Here is a 21,187-nt window from a genome sequence, read left to right as displayed (position 1 = left end):
GGGGACACTAATTTCCTGACATTAGTCCTGCTGCAGATCGACCGTCAGGTATTTTTGCTCGCCCATGTATTCAACCACAACGCCTTGGTTGCGGATCTCAACCAGCTTCACCTTGCCGGCATATTGGCCGGGAAGAATCTGGTCCCCATTGATGATGGCGAATCCGCCGTCGCCGTCGGTTGAACGTCCAAATCCAGCAAGCGCCATTCTGGGCCATTTTACCTTTTTTCCTGCGCTGCTGGAAAAAAGGGATACGGCTTTGGATGCCGCTGTCTGCGTTTTGGCTTCTTCCTGCTGGCTTTTTTGCTGAACCGCCCCTTTAAACTGGGAGGAATAGGCTTTGCCCTTGTCGAGCATGCCAGCGAGCTGTGCGCCGATGCTTTGGCCGTTGCCGTCTTGTTGTTGGATGGCGTAGTGAACCATCATGGTGCTGGTCAGTAAAAGGGCGGCGATCAGCAGCAGCAGGGTTACCAGCATCACGCCCGAAGACGTTTGCCGCTTTTCGGGGCTTTCAGTTTCTGAAATGGGGGCTTCGTTGCTCAAATTGCTCACAGCAGGCTCCTGGTCCTTCTAAATCGAATTCAAAATCGAGTGGCGCATATCATTGGTAGTGCAGTTGTTTTTGGCAAGTGGGAAATTGGCCGATCATCATGGTACGGATAGTGCTTATTTGGATGGTGCGTTTTCACTAATCCATTGCCGGGCCGGTCGACGCCCGCAAGAAAGCGACAAGGAAAACAGAACCAATGACGAAGAAAACTATGAAAATAAGTCGGTCGCAGAAGCGGTTTGCGGATCTCGTCGGCTTGGATTTTTCAACCACAGCCACGAAGGTGGTTCGCCTGAAAAAGACCAAAGACGCCATTACGCTGCTAGGAATGGATCTGCTTCCGGCTGTTGATTTTAATTCGGCATCGCGGCGGTTGGAGCTGCCACGGAATATTACTGCAAATTACGGATGCCTGGCCTACAGCGGACTGGCCTCGGTGGTGCGTATGGTGAATGCACCCCTATCTCCGGAGGAGGCCACCCTGCCCGAAGCGAAGCTTCGCGAATTGCTGAATGTCGAAGAGGGTTTCCGCGTCAGTTCCGTGCTGGTGAAGCGCGGCCGCGGCCGCCAGGATTCGAACTTCCTTTCGGCGGCCATCCCGCAAGAAGATGTCCGGTTTCTGCTGAACATGTTTCCCTCCGGTTCGCCGGCGGCGGCCTCTGTTGAAGTGGCCGGGCTTGCCTTTGTCGCCGCCTTCCAGCATGCCCGCGGCGCCTCCTGCGCCAACGAAGCGGTCTGTCTGCTGGAGGCGGGGGAATCCATAACTCATTTTGTCTTCCTCAACCAAGGGGTTGTGGTGCTGGTGGGCAAGCTGGGTTTCGGCGCCCGGGTCATTCGCGAAAAACTGGCCGCCGATCTCGGGGTGGACGATGACTTGGCGGCGACGATTCTTAATGACCGCTCCATCAACATATCGGCCTCGCTGGATTCGGTAATGGAGCCATACCTCAAACAGCTGTCGATCTCGAAGGACTTCATTGAGCGCCACCAAGGCTGCCGCATTTCCAAGGTGTTTGTCTCTGGCGGGCTGAGCTTGCTGCCGCACTGGAAGGAAGAAGCCGGGCGGATGCTTCATGCCGAGGTGGTGCAGTGGAGTCCGCTCGAAAACCTGCAATACGATTCAGAGGCCATTCCTGGAGGATTGGAGCAGCAGGCTCCCCGCTTCGCGGCGGCCATCGGTGCGGCAATAGGGGGGCTAGAACAGTCATGACATGTCCACGGGTTGATTTTTTAAAGAAAAACGAGCTGCGCTACCAGGGAGCCGTCAGTTTACGATTCATCTTTGTCGGCATCGTTGTAACTCCGGTGCTGTTCATCGCCATTCTGAGCGGCGTTAAGCTGATTCAGTACAGCGGCGTGCAGTCCGAACTCAAGGCCAGCCACGAGATCTGGGCGGATTTGGAGCCTCGGCTCAAGCTGTATCAGGACGAAAGCCACGGCGTGGCCGTCAACCAGCAGGCGCTGGATCTGTTCGACGGCTGGACCAATGCGCAAGTGTCGTTTGTCGGCTTGCTTTCCGGCATTCAGGACATTGTGCCGTCGGAGATCCAGTTCACGCGCTTGTCCATCCAGAGCGAAACCAAGACTTCGATCCATAAGAACGCGTCGAACCTCGGGCTCGATTATAAGCTTTTGATTGAGGGCGTTTCGCAGGGGCAGCAGGCCGAAAACGAGGTCATCGCCTTTCGCAAAAACCTGCTGGACCGCCAAGAGGTTGCCGATGTGTTCGATTCGATCATTCTCGCCTCCATGCGCAAGCGTTCCGCTGCGGCGGGAAGCGTTTTGCGCGAATTCCGGCTTGAAGGGATTAATCAGGAAGGGGGCCTTAAATGAGCCTCGCTGACTTAACAAAAGAGCAAAAGCAGTATGCCTTGATCGGCCTGCTTGTGGCTGCGGCCTTGATTGCCCTTATCGGGTTCGGCATCCGCTTGAGCCTGAAGTCCATTTCGGCGGCAAAGCTGGAGCTGCAGAACTTGGTGGGGAAAATCGAAAATGCTGATCGGGCTTTGGCGCACGAGGACATCGCCCAGGAATTGGAATCGAGCATCGAAGCGCTCAAGGGCTTTATGGTGAAGCTGCCGCCGAACCGGAACTATTATTCCTGGGCGAGCGAAGTCATTTATTCCATTGCCCGCGAGGCTTCGCTGGACATCGATGCGATTGACGAAGTGGGCTTGCACAACTCACTGGATGCCGAAGAAGGTATAAAGCTTGAATCCTACAGCTTGCGCATCACCGCCCGCGGCGGCTATGAAAACAGCAAGCAGTTTCTGCGCTTGGTTGAGGAACAGCACCCCTTTGCACGCTTTACTGGGATTGAAATCAACAAGGGGGCCAGCCCTGAGATGCATGAGATTCAACTCTTTCTCCAGTGGCCGTTCAGTCTAGGCGTTCTCGAGCAGCAGTGGGACGCGATTGCCGCAAGGAAACAGACGTTGGACAAGAGAGTTGCCAAGCCTTTGGCAGAGCGGGAGAAAATCCCCCCGCCACAACCGGAGACTCCCGTAGCCGTTGCCGCGTCCCAGCCGGCGGCCGCACCGGAAAGCATGCTTTCTGCTCCCTCGAAAAAAGAACCGGCTCCTGAACCAAAGGCTCCCGTGGCTGAAAAGGCTGCTCCGGTCCGACCGGTCATGCCGGAGAACGCCGTTGCCGAGCCGTCTCCCATCGTTGCGCAAACCCCGAAGCCGGCTGTAAAGCCAGTGGAGAAACCGGTTGCAAAGCCTGTCCTCGCACCGGCGCCTCAGCCGGTGGTCGTCCAGGCACCTGAACCTGCGCCGCAGCGAATCCCCGAGTCTGTTCCTGTGGAACCCGTCGTTTTGGCGGACTTGTCCAAGAGCAGCGAACCTGCTGTAGAAGATCCCGCCAAGCAAACCGCTCTGACGGATCCGCAGCTGGAAGAGCTGATTGGAGAGCCTGATGCCGTGGAGGATCTCCCGGAAGCGCCGGCGCCCATGCTCTCGGGCTTGGAAGGTTTGCTCGGATCGATTGTTCTGGACGTGGTGGAAGCTTCTGAATCGCTGCCTTCAACGGATTCAAGCCAGGAGGATTCTGGCGCCGTTGTGCAGGGCGATGGGAAAGGGGCTTCGGAGCTGGGCGGATTGATCGAGTCGCTTTCCCAAGAGATGGTGGGGCCGCATCTTCCCAAGGAAGATCCTATGATGGAGGAGTCGGTTGTTGAAGCCGTCGCCATGCCGCAGGTCGAGGCCGCTCCGGTTGCTGAAGAAGACGATTTGCTCGAATACATTGCTCAGTTGCCCGAAGAGCCTGCTGCGCCCGTCGTGAAAGAAGAGGACGCGCCTGCCGAACAATCTGTCGATAGTAGCATAAGTGCGAAAAAAATCGAAAGCCTGCTGAAAAAGCCAGTCTCGAAAAAGCAAACATCGCTTAGTGGATTTCTTGATTCAATTGTGGAGGGGAAAAATGAGAACTCGTAGCAATGCCATGATTTTGACGTTTGGCGGACTGCTGTTCGCCACCGTGTATCTTTCGGGCGGAACCACCTATGCCGAGCCTGCCGCAGGGAATGGCTTGAATAATGCTAATAAAAAGACCGCGCCGGTAAAGCGCGATCCGTTCTGGCCTTTGAATTACGTGCCCGAACGCATCAAGAACGAAACGCTGAGCAATGCGCAGAGCGTAAATGGAAAACAGGATTGGAATGCCGCAATGAAACAGGTCGTCATCAATGGAGTCAGCAGCCGCTCGGACAACGAGTGTTTTGCTGTGATCAACGGCCGGGTCAAGAGTATGGGTGAAACCGTTTCAGTTTCACTCGGAGGCTTGGACTACACATGGGTGGTGGACGACATCAACAAGGCGGGTTCCGTCAAGCTGCGTCAGTTATCGGTGAAATAGGCAACGATTTATCAAACAAGGGAACAGGAAAATGAAAAAAATAAAATCAAGTTGGAATGGTACTGTTGGCGGCGCTTTGGCCGTCGCGCTTTGTGCGGTCTCGTTTGCCGTCGCCCAGGAAAAGGTTGAGGACGATGCGTTGATGGAGCTGCTTGATATGGTCGACCAAGAGCAGGTGGCGGCCGAGACTCCGGTGGTGACCGAACTTTCCGCCCCTGTCATCGATGCTTCCGTTGTCGAACTGACCGTGTCCAACGGCCCGGCGGCCCAAGTGGAGGATGTGCTGGAAGCTTCCGTTGAACGCGTAGAAGAAACCGATGCGGTGTTTGATACGTTGGAGACTGAAGAAGAGGGGAAAGCTTCCTCCATTAACGATTTGGATATGAATACCTATGAGCCCGACGAGGCGTCGAGCGAGGGCAGCCTCATTTCCGTCCGCCTGAACAAGGTGGGGCTCGGGGAGGCCATCAGCCTGTTTGCCCAGCTTTCCGGCGCCAACATCATTGTTCCCGAGTTGGCGGAAGCCTCGCAGATTTCGGTGAACCTCAAGGATGTGGAATGGCGCCCTGCGCTGCAGGCGATTCTCGACACCTACAATTACGAGCTGTACCAGCGCGTTTCCGACTCCAATGTCTACAGCGTCCGCCGCCGTCCCGTCGGCACGCCCGAGCCGCAAATGGTTGAAACCTTTTTGCTGAAGTATGCCACCGTTCCTAATGTCGCTGAGCTGATCCGCGGCCTGCTTCCGCCGGACGCCAAGGTGTCTGAATTCGCTTCGCGGAACATGATCGTGGTCAAGAGCACCGAATCGAGCATTAGCGAGGTACGCTCGGTGCTGGAAGTCATCGATATAGTCCGCCAGCAAGTCTTCATTGAATCCAAATTCATGGAACTCAGCGATGATGCGCAGAAAGACCTCGGCGTCGACTGGAGCGTGCTGGAAGCCTACAGCGCCGGCACGCTAGGGGCCACCGAAAAGAGCTATGTGGATACCAAGACCGACGGCACGCAGCGGAATCGGTTTACAGATGCGGCCGGCAATAAATACGCCGAAGGCAGCGGGTTCTCTGTTCCCGGCAGCCTTGGCCCGCTCACGCCGGTGTATGAAGGTCTGACGCCCTCCGTCTTGAAGACCGACGATGACTCCTCGAGCAAGGTGTTCACCAGCGTGCTGAGCGCCGACGAATTCCGCGTGGCAGTCAGTGCACTCGAAAACTTGAAAGGGGTGAACACCGTTTCAAATCCGAAAATCATCGTTGCAAACGAAGAGATGGCCAACATATCCATTGTTCGGAAAGAGCCGAACCTCAAGCAGGAGCGGCAGCAGTCTATGAACGACACGGCCGATACCATCACTTTCTCGTTGGATCCGCTGGAGCCGTTCTTCAAATTCGGCATCGAGCTCGATGTGACTCCTTCGATCAACACGTCGAGCAACATCACCGTGAAAATCAATCCCTCGCTGACGCGCAAATATGACGACAAGCCGGCGGGCGACAACACCTATCCGATCATTGACGCGAAAACCATCAAGACTGTTTTCAACCTCGCCAGCGGTCAAACAGCGGCCATTGGCGGCCTGACTGAAGCGACCGATAGCGAAGAGGAACGCAAGGTACCGGTGCTTGGAAGCATTCCGTTCCTCGGCCGGTTGTTCTCTTGGAAGCAGACTATGAGCGGCCAGAGCGAAACCATCATCTTCGTTACGGTTGGCCTCGCCAATACGCAGGAGTTGACCACAGAGCTGGGACTGCCTGACGATTCCGAGCTGGCCCGTCGCCGAGTGATAAAAGACCGCAACGACAAGGTGCTGCGCGAGCAAGACCGCTCCTACTTCAGCGCTGAAGAAGAGGACCGGCTAGAGGATATGCTCAAGGGGATGAAAGAGAAGGAAGACAACCGCTTGGAGCTGCGCATCAGAGCTCTTGAGAAGGAACTGGAAAAGTCCGCCAAGCAAACCAAAGTCGTTTCAGCCAAGTAACGGAAAGAAAACCGCAGCATCCCTCCGCAGAGGCGGAGGGCGGCTGGATGGGAGTTGTCATGAAAAAGAAAATTTTAGGTTGGGGTATCGCCTGTGGATTAACCATCGGCCTGCTGCTGCTCGGAACCCTGTCTACGAAGCCGGAACGCAATGCGGCGCCAGGTCCGCTCCCGCCGGAAGTTGTAAAATCGGTCGTCGGCCCGGCTCCCGCCAATGTGCTGCTGGCCGCCGAAACACCGGTGCAGGAGCTTGTTCCCAGCACCGCTTTGCCGGAATCGACCATTTTGGACGAACGCCAAACCCTGCAGGTCGACGGCTCCATTCTGCATGAAGCGCTGATTGAAAAGAGCGGAAAACATCCGCTCCGCCTCGTAAAGGAAACGTTGCGCAAAGACCGCCAACAACGCAATTTCATCTCGGCCGGCCACATCGAAATGGTGGCTGACCATGTGTTGGTCAGCCTTCGCCCCGATGCCTCGGTTGACGCCCTCGAACGTCTGGCCAGCGAGCATGGCGCAACGATTCTCCGCGCCCTCTCAGACGAAAAAACATTTATCGTGCAGCTTGAAGCACCTTCATTGGACGGCGTCGAACAGGCCATCGCCTATTTCGAAACCGCCGCCGCCGAAGTCGCCTACGCCGAACCGAACTATATCCGCCGCATTTCCAAGCTGCCCAACGATGCCATGTATGGCGATCTGTGGGGGATGGGCAAGATCAAGGCGCCTCAGGCGTGGGATCTTTCCACCGGAAGCTCCAACGTGGTGGTTGCGGTCATCGATACGGGCATGGATATGGACCATCCCGATTTGCTGGCCAACCTGTGGGTCAACAAAAACGAAATTGCCAATGACGGGCTCGACAACGACGGCAACGGCTATGTGGATGATGTCAACGGCTGGGACTTTGGCAACGACGATAAAACCCCCGAGGATGGATACGGCCACGGCACCCACTGCGCCGGCACGATTGGTGCAGTCGGCAACAACAACAACCAGGTGGCCGGGGTGTGCTGGAGCGTCAGCCTCATGCCGGTCAAGGTCACGCTCGATAGCGGCGACTTCGATCAAGACTCCTATTCATCAGATATTTCGGACAGCATCCGCTATGCCGTGCGCAACGGCGCAAAGGTGCTCTCCAACTCCTATGGCGGCCCGGGCTTCAGCCAGACCGAACTCGATGCTGTCGAATATGCCAACGACCAAGAGGCCATTTTTGTGGCCGCGGCCGGCAATGACGCTTCGGACAATGATGCGCTTAAGCAGTATCCCGCCAGTTACGAAGTGGGTAACGTGATTGCCGTGGCCGCCACGGACGAGAACGACAATCTGGCCACCTTTTCCAACTATGGCGCCACCGAAGTCGATCTGGGCGCGCCGGGCGTAGGGATTATCAGCACATACCTCAACGGCGGCACCACCAGCATGGACGGAACATCGATGGCTTGTCCGCATGTGGCCGGCGCCATGGCGCTGCTGGCCGGCATCGACCCCTCCATTTCCGCGGCCGCGGCCAAGCAGCTCTTGCTTGAAAGCGTCGATCCAGTGGCCTCTCTGGCGCCCAAGACCGTTTCCGGCGGGCGGCTCAATGTGAACGCACTGTTTGCAAACGCCGACGATACCGACGGCGACCACATGCCTGATTCGTGGGAAGAACGCTATGGTCTGAATCCCAGCAGCGATGCCGATGCCGCACTGGATGGCGACGGCGACTTTTTGACCAACCTGGAAGAGTACCGCAATGGATGCGATCCGACCGATCCCGACACCGACGGCGACAGCCTCGTTGACGGCTGGGAAGTCCGCTATGGCTTTAACCCCAAGAACGTGGGGGGCGCATTGCCTTCGCTGCAGTTTATTGGCCAAAACGCCGCCTGCCTCGATGCCTATGATGTTGCCCTCCAAGGCAGCTATGCCTATGTGGCCGACGGCGCCGGCGGGCTGCGCATTCTGGATGTTAGCGATCCGCTGAACGTGCAGCTGATGAGCTCCTATGCATCGGGCGGCTCGGCGCGTGGCGTCGAAGTGTCGGGCAGCTATGTCTATCTTTCGGATATCAGCACCGGGCTGCATATCATCGATGTTTCCAACGCCAGCCAGCCGGTGCTCAAGGGCATCTACGCAACCACCGCATACAATGCGGCGGTGCAGGGCAGCTACGCCTATGTGGCCACCGGCGAGACCGGCCTTGAAGTGGTCAGCATCTCGAATCCGAGCGCGCCGACGCTCAAGGGCAGCTTCGACACGCAGTTTGTTTCGGCCTACGATGTGGCGGTTTCCGGAAGCACGGCCTATTTGACCGGCGCAGAATATGTCACAACGGTTGATGTTTCGAGCCCAACCAACCCTCAGTACGATAGCTTCTTCAAGCTTCTGACTCCAGACGGCTTGGCTTCTTCGAAAGCGATGTACTTTAACGGCAACCAGTTTTTTGTGACCTTGGAAAACTATGGCTTCTCCGTTTTAAATCCGGACCTCTCGCTCGTTTCCCGCAATGCCGGTTTCACTGCGCCGCTGGGCATTTGCGAAGACGACGGCCTGATCTACGTCGCTGACGGCTCAGATGGCCTGAAGGTGATGAACGGCAGCGATCTGGCCAGCATTTCTACGCACGCATCCTATCCCAATATTTTTGCCCAGAACGTGAGCTTCAACAACGGCTACGTCTACGTAGCCGGGCGCACCGGCGGCTTATACCTCTTCCGCGCTTCCACCGACTCCGATGCCGACGGCATGTACGACAAGTGGGAAATGGAGCATTTCAATTCCCTTGTTGAGACGGCGGATGGCGACTACGATAACGACGGCATCAGCAACTGGGGCGAATACCTGACCGGCCTCAATCCCGAAAGTTCGGACCAGGACGGCGATGGCTTGGTGGACGGCAATCAGGAAGTGAAGCAATACAACTCTGATCCCCGCAAATCCGACACCGACGGCGACGGCTTGACCGATTATGCAGAAGCCATCACCTATGGAACCGACCCTTATAAGACGGACACCGACGGCGACACCATGACCGACCGCTGGGAAGTGCTCAACAACCTGGATCCGCTCGATCCGGCAGATGGCGACGATGAAGCCGATTATGACGGCGATGGCGCGCTTAACCGCGACGAAGAGCCGGCAGGGTCTAATCCGAGAAAATACGACAGCGACAACGATGGGATGCCCGACGGCTGGGAAATTGAAATGGGGCTCAACCCGACCTATTACAACCCCAGCGATGATCCCGATGAAGACGGACTGTCCAACATAAGCGAATATGGTTTGGGCACGCACCCGAACAAGAGCGATACCGATGGCGACGGCTTGAGCGATTGGGATGAAACCATAACTCACAAAACGGATCCGCTTAAAGCTGATTCCGACGACGACGGCATGCCCGACAAGTGGGAGCTGGACAATAATTTGGATCCGAATGACGATGGAACCGATGATTTCGACAAAGGCCCCGACGGCGACCAAGACGTCGACGGCTTGACCAACTATCAGGAATATCTAAACGGAAGCGATCCGGACTCTGAGGATACCGATGAAGACGGCTTTAGGGACGAAGATGAATGGAACTGGGGCACCATCGCCACCAACGCCGCTGATCCGGTTTGGGTCGATGATGATGCGGTTTTGGACCAGCCTCTGGAGTGGGGCGGGGCCGGTGGCATGCCGCAGGATCCGCAGTCCAGCGATCCCGACGAAGACGGTTCTCTTGAACATCCGTTCGATGCGATTCAGGAAGCCATCAGCAATGCAGTAGCGGGCACGACCATTATCGTCAAGGAAGGTTTCTATTACGGCGAAGGCAACCGGAACATCCAATCCAGAGGCAAAGATCTTCGCATCCTGGCCGAAGAGCAGGGCGATCCATCCCTGACCGTCGTGCGCAGCCATGGCTTGTCGCCGGTGTTTGTGTTCGATGGAGGCGAGACTGCCAGCACCGTGCTGGCCGGATTCACCATCCAGAGCTCGATGCAGGGGCTGGACTGCTCCAACGGCGACTGCGGCGAAATGAACGGGATTGTTTGCAAAGACGCCTCCAGCCCGCTCATCACCAACTGCGTGGTTGAACTTTGCCGCGAAGATGCCGTCTATTGTGAATTTGCCTCCGATCCGGTTATTTCCAACGTGACCATTCGCACTATCTACGAAGGCCACGGCATCCGGGTCAAAGACTCGACGCCTAAGATCTTCGACTGCGTTATCTACGACATCTTTGTGGGTTGCGGCATCTACGCTTCCGACAGCGACGGACTGGAAGTCGTCAACTCCGCGATCACGAACTGCGAAAACTATGCAGGAACCGGTCGAGGCATCTGGCTGGTGAACGATCAAAACGCGCAGATCATCAATACGGTGGTGGCGAATTCCCAAGGGGGCATCCGTTGCGACAACAGTTCGCCGCTGATTGACCAGTGCACCATTTCCGGCAACGCCGCCCCCGACTACTTCGAAGGCGACTTCTACGGCTATGAAAGCAGGAATATTGCGGTTTATGCCCACGAAACCGACGGGGTTGACGATGCGCGCAACGACGAAGAAAACGGCGGCGGCATTCTACTGATGTCCGGCAGCTTCCCAACCGTTCAAAACTGCGTGATCGTCAACAACCGCACAACAGCCATCGATCCAGAGTTTCCGGAAAATGTTTTGAAGCCGTACTACGGCTTGGGCGGCGGCCTTTTTGCCGGCCCCAACTGCAAGGTGAATCTGATCAACTGCACCGTGGCCGACAACGAAGCCATGACGCTCGGCGGCGGCTTCACCACCTACGGAAACTTTGTTGAATATATGCGCAACGACATCCTCTGGAGCAACTCCTGCAACAATGCCCAACTCGACACCGAAGCGGATCCGGTCGTGTTGTTGATTCCGGGAAGTCCGTCCTTCAACGCGCTGCACTGCAACCAGGGCTCGGGGCATTTTGATCCGTGGTATTGCGACATCAGCGACGGCGGCGGATTTGTATACGACCGTTACAACTTTTCGACCGATCCGCAGTTCGAGAAGGGCTATGAGCTGGGTGCCGGTTCACCATGCATTGACAACGGCACATCGGCTTCCGCTCCAGCCTACGACCGCAAGGGCGTTCAGCGCCCGCTCGATGGCGACAACAACGGTTATGTCCGTATGGACATCGGCGCTTATGAATACGTCAATGTCGCGGCGGATTCCGATGGTGACGGCTTCTTAGATGGATCTGAAGTTGCCAACGGCACCGATCCGACCATGGTGTCCAGCGCCCTTGTGGAGTTTCTGTCCGTCTACGGCCTCGATTCCGTCAGCGCAGACTCCGACTCCGACGGCCTGTCGAACGCCGCCGAATACGGCGCCGGAACGAATCCCACCAACGCTGATTCCGACGGCGACAAGAGCCCCGATGGCGACGAGCAAATTGCCGGCACCGATCCGCTCGACATCACGTCGTATTTCTACGTGACGGACATCCGTCCGCTGGCTGGCGGAGGCTGCGATGTGGTCTTCGATACGGTTTCTGGCCGCACCTACACCGTCTACTGCTGCGCTTCAATCGGCGGGGGCTGGACTCCGCTCGCAAACGGCGTTGTGGCCGGAACGAACGGCTCGGTTGCTGTGCCGGATGCGGATGCCGCCGACAGCGGCTTCTACAAGGTAGAGGTGAGCAACTAAAACATTCTCCCAAAATACAGACATTGGAAAAAGGATCCTCCCGCCGATTTCCTCTGTCTGGCAAAACTGAAAGGCTCCGGAGCAATCCGGAGCCTTTCCCTTTCTGCGGCCGCTTCCATTTCAGATGTTCCTAAGTTCTTGCCAAAGATTGTTCAGCTTTTATAGTTACGGGGTATTGCAGAGCAGTTTAACCCGCAACAGGAGGTAGAAATGGAAACAAGCAACATTACATCTGTGGTTGAGTCCACAACCGAAATGGTCTCGTCGGCAGCAGAAACGGCGGCAACTTGGATGGAAACCTTGCAGGAACTGGTTGTTCAATACGGCTTGCAGGTGCTCGGCGCGCTGGCCATCCTGATTATTGGAATGTGGTTTGCCAAGCAGCTCAAGAAGGTGCTTTGCAAGGTGATGGAAAAGGGCAAGGTGGACCCCACCCTGATTTCCTTCGTCGCCAGTTTGGCCTATGTGTTCATGCAGGTGTTCGTGGTGGTGGCCGCGCTTGAAAAGCTGAACGTGAAGACCACGTCGTTCGTCGCCATTCTCGGTGCGGCCGGTTTGGCCATTGGTTTGGCGCTGCAGGGCTCGCTCTCGAATTTTGCGTCCGGCGTGCTGATGATCATCTTCAAGCCGTTCAAGGTGAATGATCTGATCGAGGCCGGCGGCGTGCTGGGTACGGTCCGCGAAATCGGCATCTTCACGACCCACGTCGATACGCTCGACAACAAGAAGACGATTGTTCCGAACTCCAAGCTGATGTCCGACAACATCACCAACTATTCGGCCAACAAAACGCGTCGTGTCGACATTACGGCTGGCATCAGCTATGGAGACGACATCGACAAGGCGCGCGCTTCCATTCAGGCCGTGCTCAAAGAGGTTCCGGGCATTCTCGAATCTCCTGCGCCGGACATCTTCGTTTCGGAGATGGCCGACAGCAGCGTAAACTTCAAGGTGCGCCCGTGGTGCCATCCGAACGACTATTGGGGCGTCTATTTCGGAATGATCGAAGGCATCAAGAAAAAGTTCGATGCGGAAGACATCACCATCCCGTTCCCGCAGCGCGATGTTCATATGTACGAGCACAAAGAAGACTGATTTTCCTGCCACAGGAAACTTGTTTGAAGCTGCCGCGCACGGCACACTGCGCGGCAGTTTTTTATTAGGGAGCCGCTGGATGTATAAAACCGTAGACGATGTTAATTGGGAAAACTGGGATCCGGTGGTGACCGCGACGCTGATGTTTGTGATCCGCGACGGGCGCATTCTGCTCATCCACAAAAAGCGCGGCTTCGGCAAGGGCAAGATCAACGGCCCCGGAGGAAAGCTGGAGTCCGGCGAAACGCCGCTCGAATGCGCGATCCGCGAAACCCAGGAGGAGCTCTGCATCACCCCGACGGGCGTGGAGTTTGCCGGCGAGCTTCATTTCCAGTTCACCGACAACAACTCAATTCACGGCTACGTCTACACCGCCACCGGCTACGAAGGCGAACCGACCGAAACCGACGAGGCCGACCCCATCTGGTGCTCGATTGACGAACTGCCCTTCGACCGCATGTGGGAGGACGACCACATTTGGTTTCCGCACATGCTCGAAGGACGGCATTTCTCCGGGCGCTTCATCTTCGACAACGACCGCATGCTTGATGCCGTCATCGAGCTTGATTGAGCCGTATCACGAGCCAAGAATTCCGAGCGGATAGGATGTGCCCAGTGGATCGAAAAAATTCCCGGCATTAGGGAAGATCGTGCTCAATGCGTCACCAGGCACACCAAACCATGATGCCATCTCAGCGCAGTATTCATCGACCGAGGTGGTTGGCAGAAGGCGCCCGCGCCCAATATCCCAATGGCTGCCTGATGCAAGCTCCGGGAAATCGCCGTAGATTTTCCCGCCGTTGACGTCGCCGCCAAGAATGAAGGCGTTTCCGCCCCATGCATGGTCGGATCCTCTGCCGTTGGAGGTTAGCGTGCGACCGAAATCGGAGGCCGTAAATAACACGACATCGTTTTGCATCCCCAAGGTTTCGAGCTTGTTCCAAAAGGATTCAATGGCATCGTTGATTTCAGTATACAGGTTTTCTTGGGAATTGATGACTTCGTTATGGTGGTCCCATCCGCCACGGCTAACGAGGAATATTTGACGGTTCATGTTAAGCCCCGTAGGGCCTCTGGCGGACAGTATCTCGGTTACATTCCTCAGCTTTTTGCCTGTTTGCGTAGTCGGAAAGTCCGCGCTGTAATCGAAGGGGTTTAGGGCATCGGCGAAAGCTACGGCAGTGTCTATAGCGAACCGGTCGCTGCCGGCAAAGCTCTTTTGATAGAGGTTGCCATACTGCTGTGCCAATATGCTGTCGATTGCACTTTTGTAGGCCGTGCCCTCATAGTCATTCAGTGTTACGACGCCGGCTGGATCTGTGATGTATGGAACCGAAGCAGGACCGGACTGGAATACATTGTTGCCGGAAATAGAAATATTCATTCCTACTGATGCCCCGGAATTGGCTTCGGCCATTAAATCGGCTACGCGCCCCGCCCAGCCTTTTGGCCCCGCACCGCGAACCTGTGGAACAACGGTCTGCCAGTGCATTTGTTCATCAGCATGCGAGAAAAGGCCTACCGGCAATGAGGTGCTCTTTGCTTCGTATTGTGCTTTTGTCGTGGGCTCGATCAGCGTGCCGACATTACTGACAAAGGCAAGGTTCCCGTTGCCGTAGAGCTCTTGAAGGAAGGGGAGCTTGTGGTGGATTCCAAAGTTCTGGGAGTAGGTTTGTCCTAGATCGGAAATCGGCAGCAATTGGCCAGTGTCTTTATCGAGCGCTAGGCCGGTTGGATTGTCGATGGGATGGTGCAACCCACCTCGGACTGCGGTGTAGTCGCCGTATGCTGTTGCATCCGTCGGGACAAGCGTATTGAACGAATCGTTTCCTCCCAAAAAGAAAAGGCAAACAAGCGCCTTTTGGCCAACCAAGGTGTCGCCGTAGGCCGCGCCTTCCATCATTTTTAGAGAGAACAAGGTGGAAGCCATCGAGGCGGTGCCAACGGCTGCGCAGTTGGCCTGTTTGAAAAATTGTCTGCGAGTATTCATGGTTGATCCTCAGTAAAGCACATTAAATTCGGGGGTAAGAGAAATGAGCCACATCGCTCGTTGTGCGCGGGCTTCGAGTTCGCCGTCAGAGCCACTGGGCATGGCATCGATCACTCCAGCGATTGTGGTTCGGTTTGCCGCTGTCAGACGGCCGGCCGTCAGCATGGTATCCAGATGGGCAAGCAAGACGCCTGAATCCGTTGCGAGTGTTTTTTCGTAGGAGAGATCGAGATCGCCTTGGCTATACCACCGCTGCCCGATTCCTGTTGTTCCATCCTGTTGGATGCCTTCGAAGACCAGCCACCAGATAGCATTGGGGAGGCTGAGCGCGGTGATGTCGTTGTGGATCTGAAGCTCGGGCGAAAAGAGGTTTCTGTCGAGAATCTCGCCGAGGGGCTGATAGTCCGGCAGATAGAAGCTGAAGACCGAGGGATAGTCGTAGGGCGACTGCGCAAAAACCTCATCGAGCTTATAGAAGGGGAAGAATCCGTAGGTTTGGAGAGAAGTGATTTCGAATGCACGGGCATAGCTAAGGAGGCGGATGAGCGGTTCGCGCAGGCGACCGTGGGCGGGATCGTAGGCCAATGCGGTTTCTCTTGCTTCGGGATGGAGCAGGAGCGCCTTAACAACCGCTGCTAAATCTCCGCGAACGCCGCTTCCGTTGTCAATGAATGCTCCAGCCACATCATAGATGTATTGGGGCGACGGATTGGAGACCGTGAAGCGCTGTATCAGTTTGCGGGCGACAAACGGCGCCGCGCTGGGATGGTTGAAGAGATGGTCGAGCAGACCGTCGATATCAGCGCGCACCCCGGCTTCGGTTTCCGGGAAAGGCCCTTGAGTGCTTCCATCCAGCAGCGTCTTTTCCGTCAAGTCGTGCCAGTCTGCCCGGATCAGCGAGGAATCCATATAGTTGTTGGAAGTCTCAACATTGTAGCGTTTGGGGTGCCGCTTTAGCCCAGTAAACACCTTGGCGAATTCCGTAATGTTCGAGTTGTTGTAGGTCGGGATGAGCTCTCCGTTTGGATCCAATATCGGAGTTCCATCTTGATTCAACTCCCACAGCCCGATGGTAAAGAGCTGCATGACTTCGCGGGCATAGTTTTCGTCGGGGAAGGTTCCCTTGGTGGGATCGGCTTTCTTGTTGCTGTCGAAGGTGAGGTAGCGGCCCATGTGCGGGCTGTAGGTGACTTCCCCGAGGATGTCGCGGAAGTTCCCGAAGGCATGGCGCACGAAAATATCGTAGTAGGTCAGCCAGCGTTCTGCATAGTTGGCTTGGTTGGAACCGTTTTCCCCAACGACAAAGATTTGGCTCAACGCCCACGCCATTCTCTGGCGCAGGGGGTCGTCAGCTTTCAGGGCCATCTGGTACCAGACGATCTTTTTGGTTTCTTCGGTGTTGAACAGAACGTCGTTGTATTTACGGTCGACGGCAATGGCGTCATTGGTGTTCGCTTTATACGCCGTGTTATCGATGTAATAGGATAACTGGTGCCCATACGCTGGGTTATGGCTCACTTCGTAAAGATGTGCATTGGCTGGGTTGTCAGTATAGGTGGGGTTGCTGCGCTCGCGCCAGAAGGCGCGGTGGGAATTGGTGGGGCCGGCAAGCTGTGCATCGATCCACGTTGCGTAGTTTGTGTAGGGAGCATCATTCAAGTCAGCACTGTCCAGCCCAGGAAAATTATTGATCAAATCCCGCGTCGGGCCAAACGTCGCCTGCTGCAGAAAGCGCGCAATCGAGTTGGAGTTGTTCAGGCTGCTGGTGGTTGTGGAAACCACGCGATAGAAGCGTTTGTCGGAATCGTTCGGATCCGAAAGCACTTGGTTCTCGCCTCCGGTGGAAACCGGCAATGCAAAGGGGAATGTGTTCTCCCAGTCTGTTCCGTAGTCACGCGCCACCGGTTCCCAGTTCACCATATCGGTTGACCATTCAAGCATCCGAAACTGGTTTGTCGGCGCCGAGTCAGGAAGGATTACCTCGAATTGGCCATTGGATACGCTGGATGTCAATGTGTCAGACGCATGGCTTGTTTGAGCCAAAAGGCCGCTAAAGGCTATGCCAACCGTAGCGACCATTATTTTTCGAGCGAGAGCATTCATATAAACCTCGTTAAGTAACTGCGCAACAAGTACCTAAAATAGGTATCACAATACCTAATAGGGGTCAAATCCGTAGTGCTGTAGATGCGTTTTATGAGAAAGCGTTCAAAAAAGATGCGGAAGGAAAGCAGAGGCCATGGTTGCATTCTTGTTTAGAATGGCTCTGCGCTGGGCCTTAGCGGGGCGCTGGACAGCCCGCCGTGTTGTGTGCGGGCAAAAAAAAACCAACGCCCTGAACCGTGCGGTTCAAGGATTGGTTGGAAATATTCCCTACGGATGGAAAGCGGGCTTTCCTCCCCTTGGAAACTATTGGGGGGTAACGTTAGTGGCTTGCGGGCCTTTCTGGCCATTTTCCACTTCGAAGCTTACACCTTGTCCTTCTTGCAGGGAGCGGCGTCCTTCTGCGTTGATGGCGGTAAAGTGTACGAATACATCGTCGCCGCTTTCGCGGGAAATGAACCCATAGCCTTTTTCATCATTGAACCATTTGACGGTACCGGTTTCCAACTGATCTGACATGACTTTCTATACTCCTAAACGGGCCGTTGCCGGCCATTTTCTTGACTTGGCCAAATCCCCCTTATAGAAACCGGCCTCTCATTTCAACCCCCTAGGGGTTGATTGTTTCCAATCACGAGAAAGGCTAGGGATGCTAAAACGGAATTGCGAGCCCGTTTTAATATTAATTTTTCTTTTTCGAGGGTTTGAAAGCCTTGCTGTTCCGGGTTTTCGAGCGACCATTATGCTTCTGCTAGGTTTTGTGGTTGCTGATGGGGCGAGGGTGGCATTGTACTTGCAAAACTGCGCATGAATCCACAATCTATACTAAAGTAACTTGAGCATTTATATGTTTTAGATAGTGATGGAGTTGTAGGAATGCTGGCATCCAAAAAAATAATCATGTGGAAGCTGGCTGTTTTCCTGTTGGGAGCAACGGTGGGATTTGCCGATAAGGGAAGCGAAGCCGTTGCCGTGGATCCGCCGAAGGTTGATGCCAACCTTGTGACTACAGTCGAGGACGTTAAGGAGGCTACTCAGCTTGCGGAAGCTATTGATTCCAATGATACGAATCTTGTGGCGGTCGCGATTGCCCAAAACAAAACAAACATTGTTGAAGCCGCTCGTGCCATCAGCGAGACCAATTTTGTCGCCTCCGTCAAAGCGGATGAAGATGCGGGAAGCTGGGAGTCGATCTTTTCGAAGGAGAACCGCTCCCGAATGCAGGTTAATTTTTATCTCAAGGACGGTCTCTATTATGAATTAAAGCGGGACAACCCATCTGATAAAAATGTTCTTAAATCGATCTTTTCAGAAAAACGCCGCATCACCGGGCGCGTAGGGGCAAAGGTGCACATTGATGCCGGCGGCTTTCATAGCGGTGGCGACATGCCTGACGTCAACCACAACTCGACTACCCGGCGTATTCGGCTGAGCACCTACGGCCGAACCTATCTTTTCCGTCCGCTGACCTATGGAGTGGAGTACGGGGTCTCCAACGGGGACTATTCCTTCAGCAACGGCTACCTCTGGTTTCATGAAATTCCTTATGTGAACAGTTTAAAGGTTGGATTGTTCAAGGCTCCAATGTCGCTGGAATATATGCAGAGCAGCTCCAGCACATTGCTTATGGAACGGGCCGCTCCGGTCGGTGCGTTCGTCCCCGGCGAGCGGCTTGGCTTTCAAATCGGAGGCCAGCTTTACGAGGGAAAAGGAACGTTGCTGGGCGGTTTTTTCGGCCAGACTGCGGATGACAAAGACGGGGATACGTCGGACAGCTATTCGCGCTTTGTCAGCCGGGGAACATGGTTGGTGATGGATCGCCCCGAGTCGAAAGAGCTCGTTCATCTTGGGATTTCCAGCGGTTTTCAGTTTTCGCAGGGCGATGGCACCCGCTACCGGGCGAGGCCGGGAAGCTATTTGGCGCCCCACCTCGTTGATACCGGAGAACTTGGTGGAGACCAAGCGTTCACCTATGCATTGGAAGCCGCTTGGGCGAAGGGGCCCTTCACCGTGCAGGGTGAATTCTTTAATGCCTTTGCCGACGATGAGGCCGACGATACACACGACTTCTTCGGCGGCTACATAATGGGCAGCGTATTTTTAACCGGTGATTCGCGCCCCTATAACCGAAGCAACGGAACATTTGGACGTGTGAAGCTCAAGCGCAAGTTTTCCTTTAAGGACCGCCATCTGGGCGCTCTGGAGTTAACGGCGAGGGCGTCTTATATCGATCTGACAGACGGGGCGGTTCAAGGCGGAAAGATGTCGGTTCTCAGCACCGGCTTTAACTGCTATCTGACCCAACAAAACCGGCTTATGCTGGTGCTTGGCGGGGCCAATGTCGACAAGCCGGATTCCAATGGCGAACTCTACTTCGTTCAAACCCGTTTTCAGGTCGAGTTTTAGCGAGCGAAAGGCGTCTTACTCGGCCGGCTGGTGGCGGACGATTTCCGCTTCGACCATGTAGATTACATCTTCAGCAATGTTGGAGGCATGGTCGCCAATGCGCTCGAGGCGGTGGGTGATGGCCAGCAGCGTGATGAGCGATTCTGCATGTGCGGGTTCGCGTTGAAGCGCCTGCACGATTTCATCTTTCATTTCAGCCTTCATCGCATTGATTTCAGCATCGTCCTTGATGACCTCGCGGGCGAGATAGGGATCGATGTTTACTAGGGCATCGAGGCTTTTGCGGACGATAGCCTTCACGAGGTAGCTCATCTGATGAAGGTCGAGAGGGATCTTCGGTTTAGGGGCCTTGTTGATGGCGATGCCGTTTTTGGCAATGTCGGCGGCGAGGTCGCCGATGCGCTCGAGGTCGCTGGTCATTTTCATGACGGCGGTGATGAAGCGGAGGTCGATGGCCACCGGCTGGTATAGGGCCAGCGCCTTGAGGCATTCCTCTTCCACCTCGACTTCCATGTCGTCGATGATCTTGTCGTCGGCGATGACTTTTTGCGCCAGGTCGAGATCGTTTTCCTGAAACGATTTAACCGACAACTCAAGGTTTTCATCCACTCGTGCGCTGAGCGTGTAGATCAGCTTTTTCAAGCGCTCGAGTTCTTTTTCCAAATGCTTTGCCATGGGGTTTCTCCGTAATCCGTAATCCGTAATCCGTAATGCGTGCTATTCTCGGTTACGCATTACTCGTTACGCATTACTAACCAAATCGTCCAGTAATATAGTTTTCCGTCTGCGGATTGTCCGGGTTGGTGAACAATTGCTTTGTCTTTCCAAACTCTACCAGCACGCCTTCATACATGAAAGCGGTAAGGTCGGAGACGCGCGCGGCTTGCTGCATGTTGTGGGTCACGATAATGATGGTGTAGTTGTTGCGCAGCTCGCCGATGAGATCCTCGATCTTGGCGGTGGCTTTGGGGTCGAGCGCGGACGTTGGCTCATCCATCAGCAGGATTTCCGGTTTGATGGCCAGGGCGCGGGCAATGCAAAGGCGTTGCTGCTGCCCGCCCGACATGCCGAGGGCGTTGGCGGTGAGGCGGTCCTTCACCTCGTCCCAGATGGCGGCGTTGCGCAGGCTCTGCTCAACGATTTCGCTGAGTTCCTGCTTGTTCTTGGTGCCCTGCAGGCGCGGGCCGTAGGCGACGTTGTCGAAAATCGACTTGGGGAAGACGTTGGGTTTCTGAAACACCATGCCGACCCGGGCGCGCAGGGTAACGACGTCGATGTTTTTGTTGTAAATGTTGTGTCCGTCGAAAATCATTTCCCCCGTCGCGCTGGTGGAGGGAATGAGGTCGTTCATGCGGTTAATGGAGCGCAGCAGGGTGCTCTTGCCGCAACCGCTTGGGCCGATCATGGCCGTAACCTTTTGCTTGGGGATTTCCATGCTGACTTTGCGCACGGCTTCGAAGTCGCCGTAAAACAGGGAAAAGTCCTTGGCTTCGATATGCGTTTCGTTCGTCGCGCCGTCGTCGCCGTGTTCGGCGAACGTGTCGATTTTCTTCATGGTGATT

15 protein-coding genes are annotated in these 21,187 nt (G+C 55.4%); 9 read left to right on the top strand and 6 right to left on the bottom strand.

From position 1 onward, the window contains the following. Positions 1–21 precede the first annotated feature (21 nt). Positions 22–552, bottom strand: a complete 531-nt coding sequence (locus SCARR_RS10420) for a hypothetical protein (protein WP_136061522.1) — start codon at positions 550–552, stop codon at positions 22–24. Between the two features lie 194 nt (positions 553–746). Here SCARR_RS10420 and pilM point away from each other — a divergent pair, with 194 nt between their 5' ends. The 8 genes from pilM (at position 747) to SCARR_RS10380 (ending at position 13,697) form a co-directional block, all read left to right on the top strand. Further along, positions 747–1,760 (top strand): pilus assembly protein PilM, encoded by a 1,014-nt coding sequence (gene pilM / locus SCARR_RS10415; RefSeq protein WP_136061521.1) that lies wholly within the window; start codon positions 747–749, stop codon positions 1,758–1,760. Further along, entirely contained in the window at positions 1,757–2,383 is a 627-nt protein-coding gene (locus SCARR_RS10410; RefSeq protein WP_136061520.1) for a hypothetical protein, read from the top strand. The genes pilM and SCARR_RS10410 overlap by 4 nt, the downstream gene beginning before the upstream one ends. Then, positions 2,380–3,984, top strand: coding sequence for a hypothetical protein (locus tag SCARR_RS10405; RefSeq protein ID WP_136061519.1), 1,605 nt, complete (start codon positions 2,380–2,382; stop codon positions 3,982–3,984). Before SCARR_RS10410 ends, SCARR_RS10405 begins: the two co-directional genes overlap by 4 nt. Then, a complete protein-coding gene (locus tag SCARR_RS10400; protein ID WP_136061518.1) occupies positions 3,971–4,405 on the top strand; it encodes a hypothetical protein in 435 nt (144 codons plus the stop codon). The genes SCARR_RS10405 and SCARR_RS10400 overlap by 14 nt, the downstream gene beginning before the upstream one ends. Positions 4,406–4,436: 31 nt before the next feature. Further along, positions 4,437–6,386 (top strand): type II secretion system protein GspD, encoded by a 1,950-nt coding sequence (locus SCARR_RS10395; RefSeq protein ID WP_136061517.1) that lies wholly within the window; start codon positions 4,437–4,439, stop codon positions 6,384–6,386. A 59-nt stretch (positions 6,387–6,445) separates the two neighbouring features. Continuing rightward, positions 6,446–12,031, top strand: coding sequence for a S8 family serine peptidase (locus SCARR_RS10390; protein ID WP_168433222.1), 5,586 nt, complete (start codon positions 6,446–6,448; stop codon positions 12,029–12,031). A 210-nt stretch (positions 12,032–12,241) separates the two neighbouring features. After that, positions 12,242–13,126, top strand: coding sequence for a mechanosensitive ion channel family protein (locus SCARR_RS10385; RefSeq protein ID WP_222846258.1), 885 nt, complete (start codon positions 12,242–12,244; stop codon positions 13,124–13,126). A 79-nt stretch (positions 13,127–13,205) separates the two neighbouring features. Continuing rightward, positions 13,206–13,697, top strand: a complete 492-nt coding sequence (locus tag SCARR_RS10380) for an 8-oxo-dGTP diphosphatase (protein ID WP_136061515.1) — start codon at positions 13,206–13,208, stop codon at positions 13,695–13,697. Between the two features lie 6 nt (positions 13,698–13,703). On the opposite strand, the gene SCARR_RS10375 is transcribed toward SCARR_RS10380, so the two are convergent. The 3 genes from SCARR_RS10375 to SCARR_RS10365 form a co-directional block, all read right to left on the bottom strand. After that, positions 13,704–15,116: a DUF1501 domain-containing protein gene (locus tag SCARR_RS10375; RefSeq protein ID WP_136061514.1), complete on the bottom strand. Its 1,413-nt coding sequence runs from the start codon at positions 15,114–15,116 to the stop codon at positions 13,704–13,706. A gap of 9 nt (positions 15,117–15,125) precedes the next feature. Then, positions 15,126–17,057, bottom strand: a complete 1,932-nt coding sequence (locus SCARR_RS10370) for a DUF1800 domain-containing protein (RefSeq protein WP_168433221.1) — start codon at positions 17,055–17,057, stop codon at positions 15,126–15,128. A 468-nt stretch (positions 17,058–17,525) separates the two neighbouring features. Next, positions 17,526–17,738, bottom strand: coding sequence for a cold-shock protein (locus tag SCARR_RS10365; RefSeq protein ID WP_136061512.1), 213 nt, complete (start codon positions 17,736–17,738; stop codon positions 17,526–17,528). Between the two features lie 357 nt (positions 17,739–18,095). Between SCARR_RS10365 and SCARR_RS10360 the strand changes: the two genes are divergently transcribed. Continuing rightward, positions 18,096–19,625, top strand: a complete 1,530-nt coding sequence (locus tag SCARR_RS10360) for an OprO/OprP family phosphate-selective porin (RefSeq protein ID WP_136061511.1) — start codon at positions 18,096–18,098, stop codon at positions 19,623–19,625. A 15-nt stretch (positions 19,626–19,640) separates the two neighbouring features. Here SCARR_RS10360 and phoU read toward each other — a convergent pair whose 3' ends face one another. Both phoU and pstB read right to left on the bottom strand, forming a co-directional pair. After that, on the bottom strand, positions 19,641–20,300 hold the full coding sequence (gene phoU / locus SCARR_RS10355) for a phosphate signaling complex protein PhoU (protein ID WP_136061510.1): 660 nt from the start codon (positions 20,298–20,300) through the stop codon (positions 19,641–19,643). Positions 20,301–20,376: 76 nt separating this feature from the next. Further along, positions 20,377–21,180, bottom strand: coding sequence for a phosphate ABC transporter ATP-binding protein PstB (gene pstB, locus SCARR_RS10350; protein ID WP_222846299.1), 804 nt, complete (start codon positions 21,178–21,180; stop codon positions 20,377–20,379). Positions 21,181–21,187 lie beyond the last annotated feature (7 nt).

It is taken from the genome of Pontiella sulfatireligans (genome assembly GCF_900890705.1).
Taxonomy (GTDB): domain Bacteria; phylum Verrucomicrobiota; class Kiritimatiellia; order Kiritimatiellales; family Pontiellaceae; genus Pontiella; species Pontiella sulfatireligans.
The sequence above is the reverse complement of the archived record's forward strand: the minus strand, read 5'-3'. Positions and strand labels throughout refer to the sequence as shown.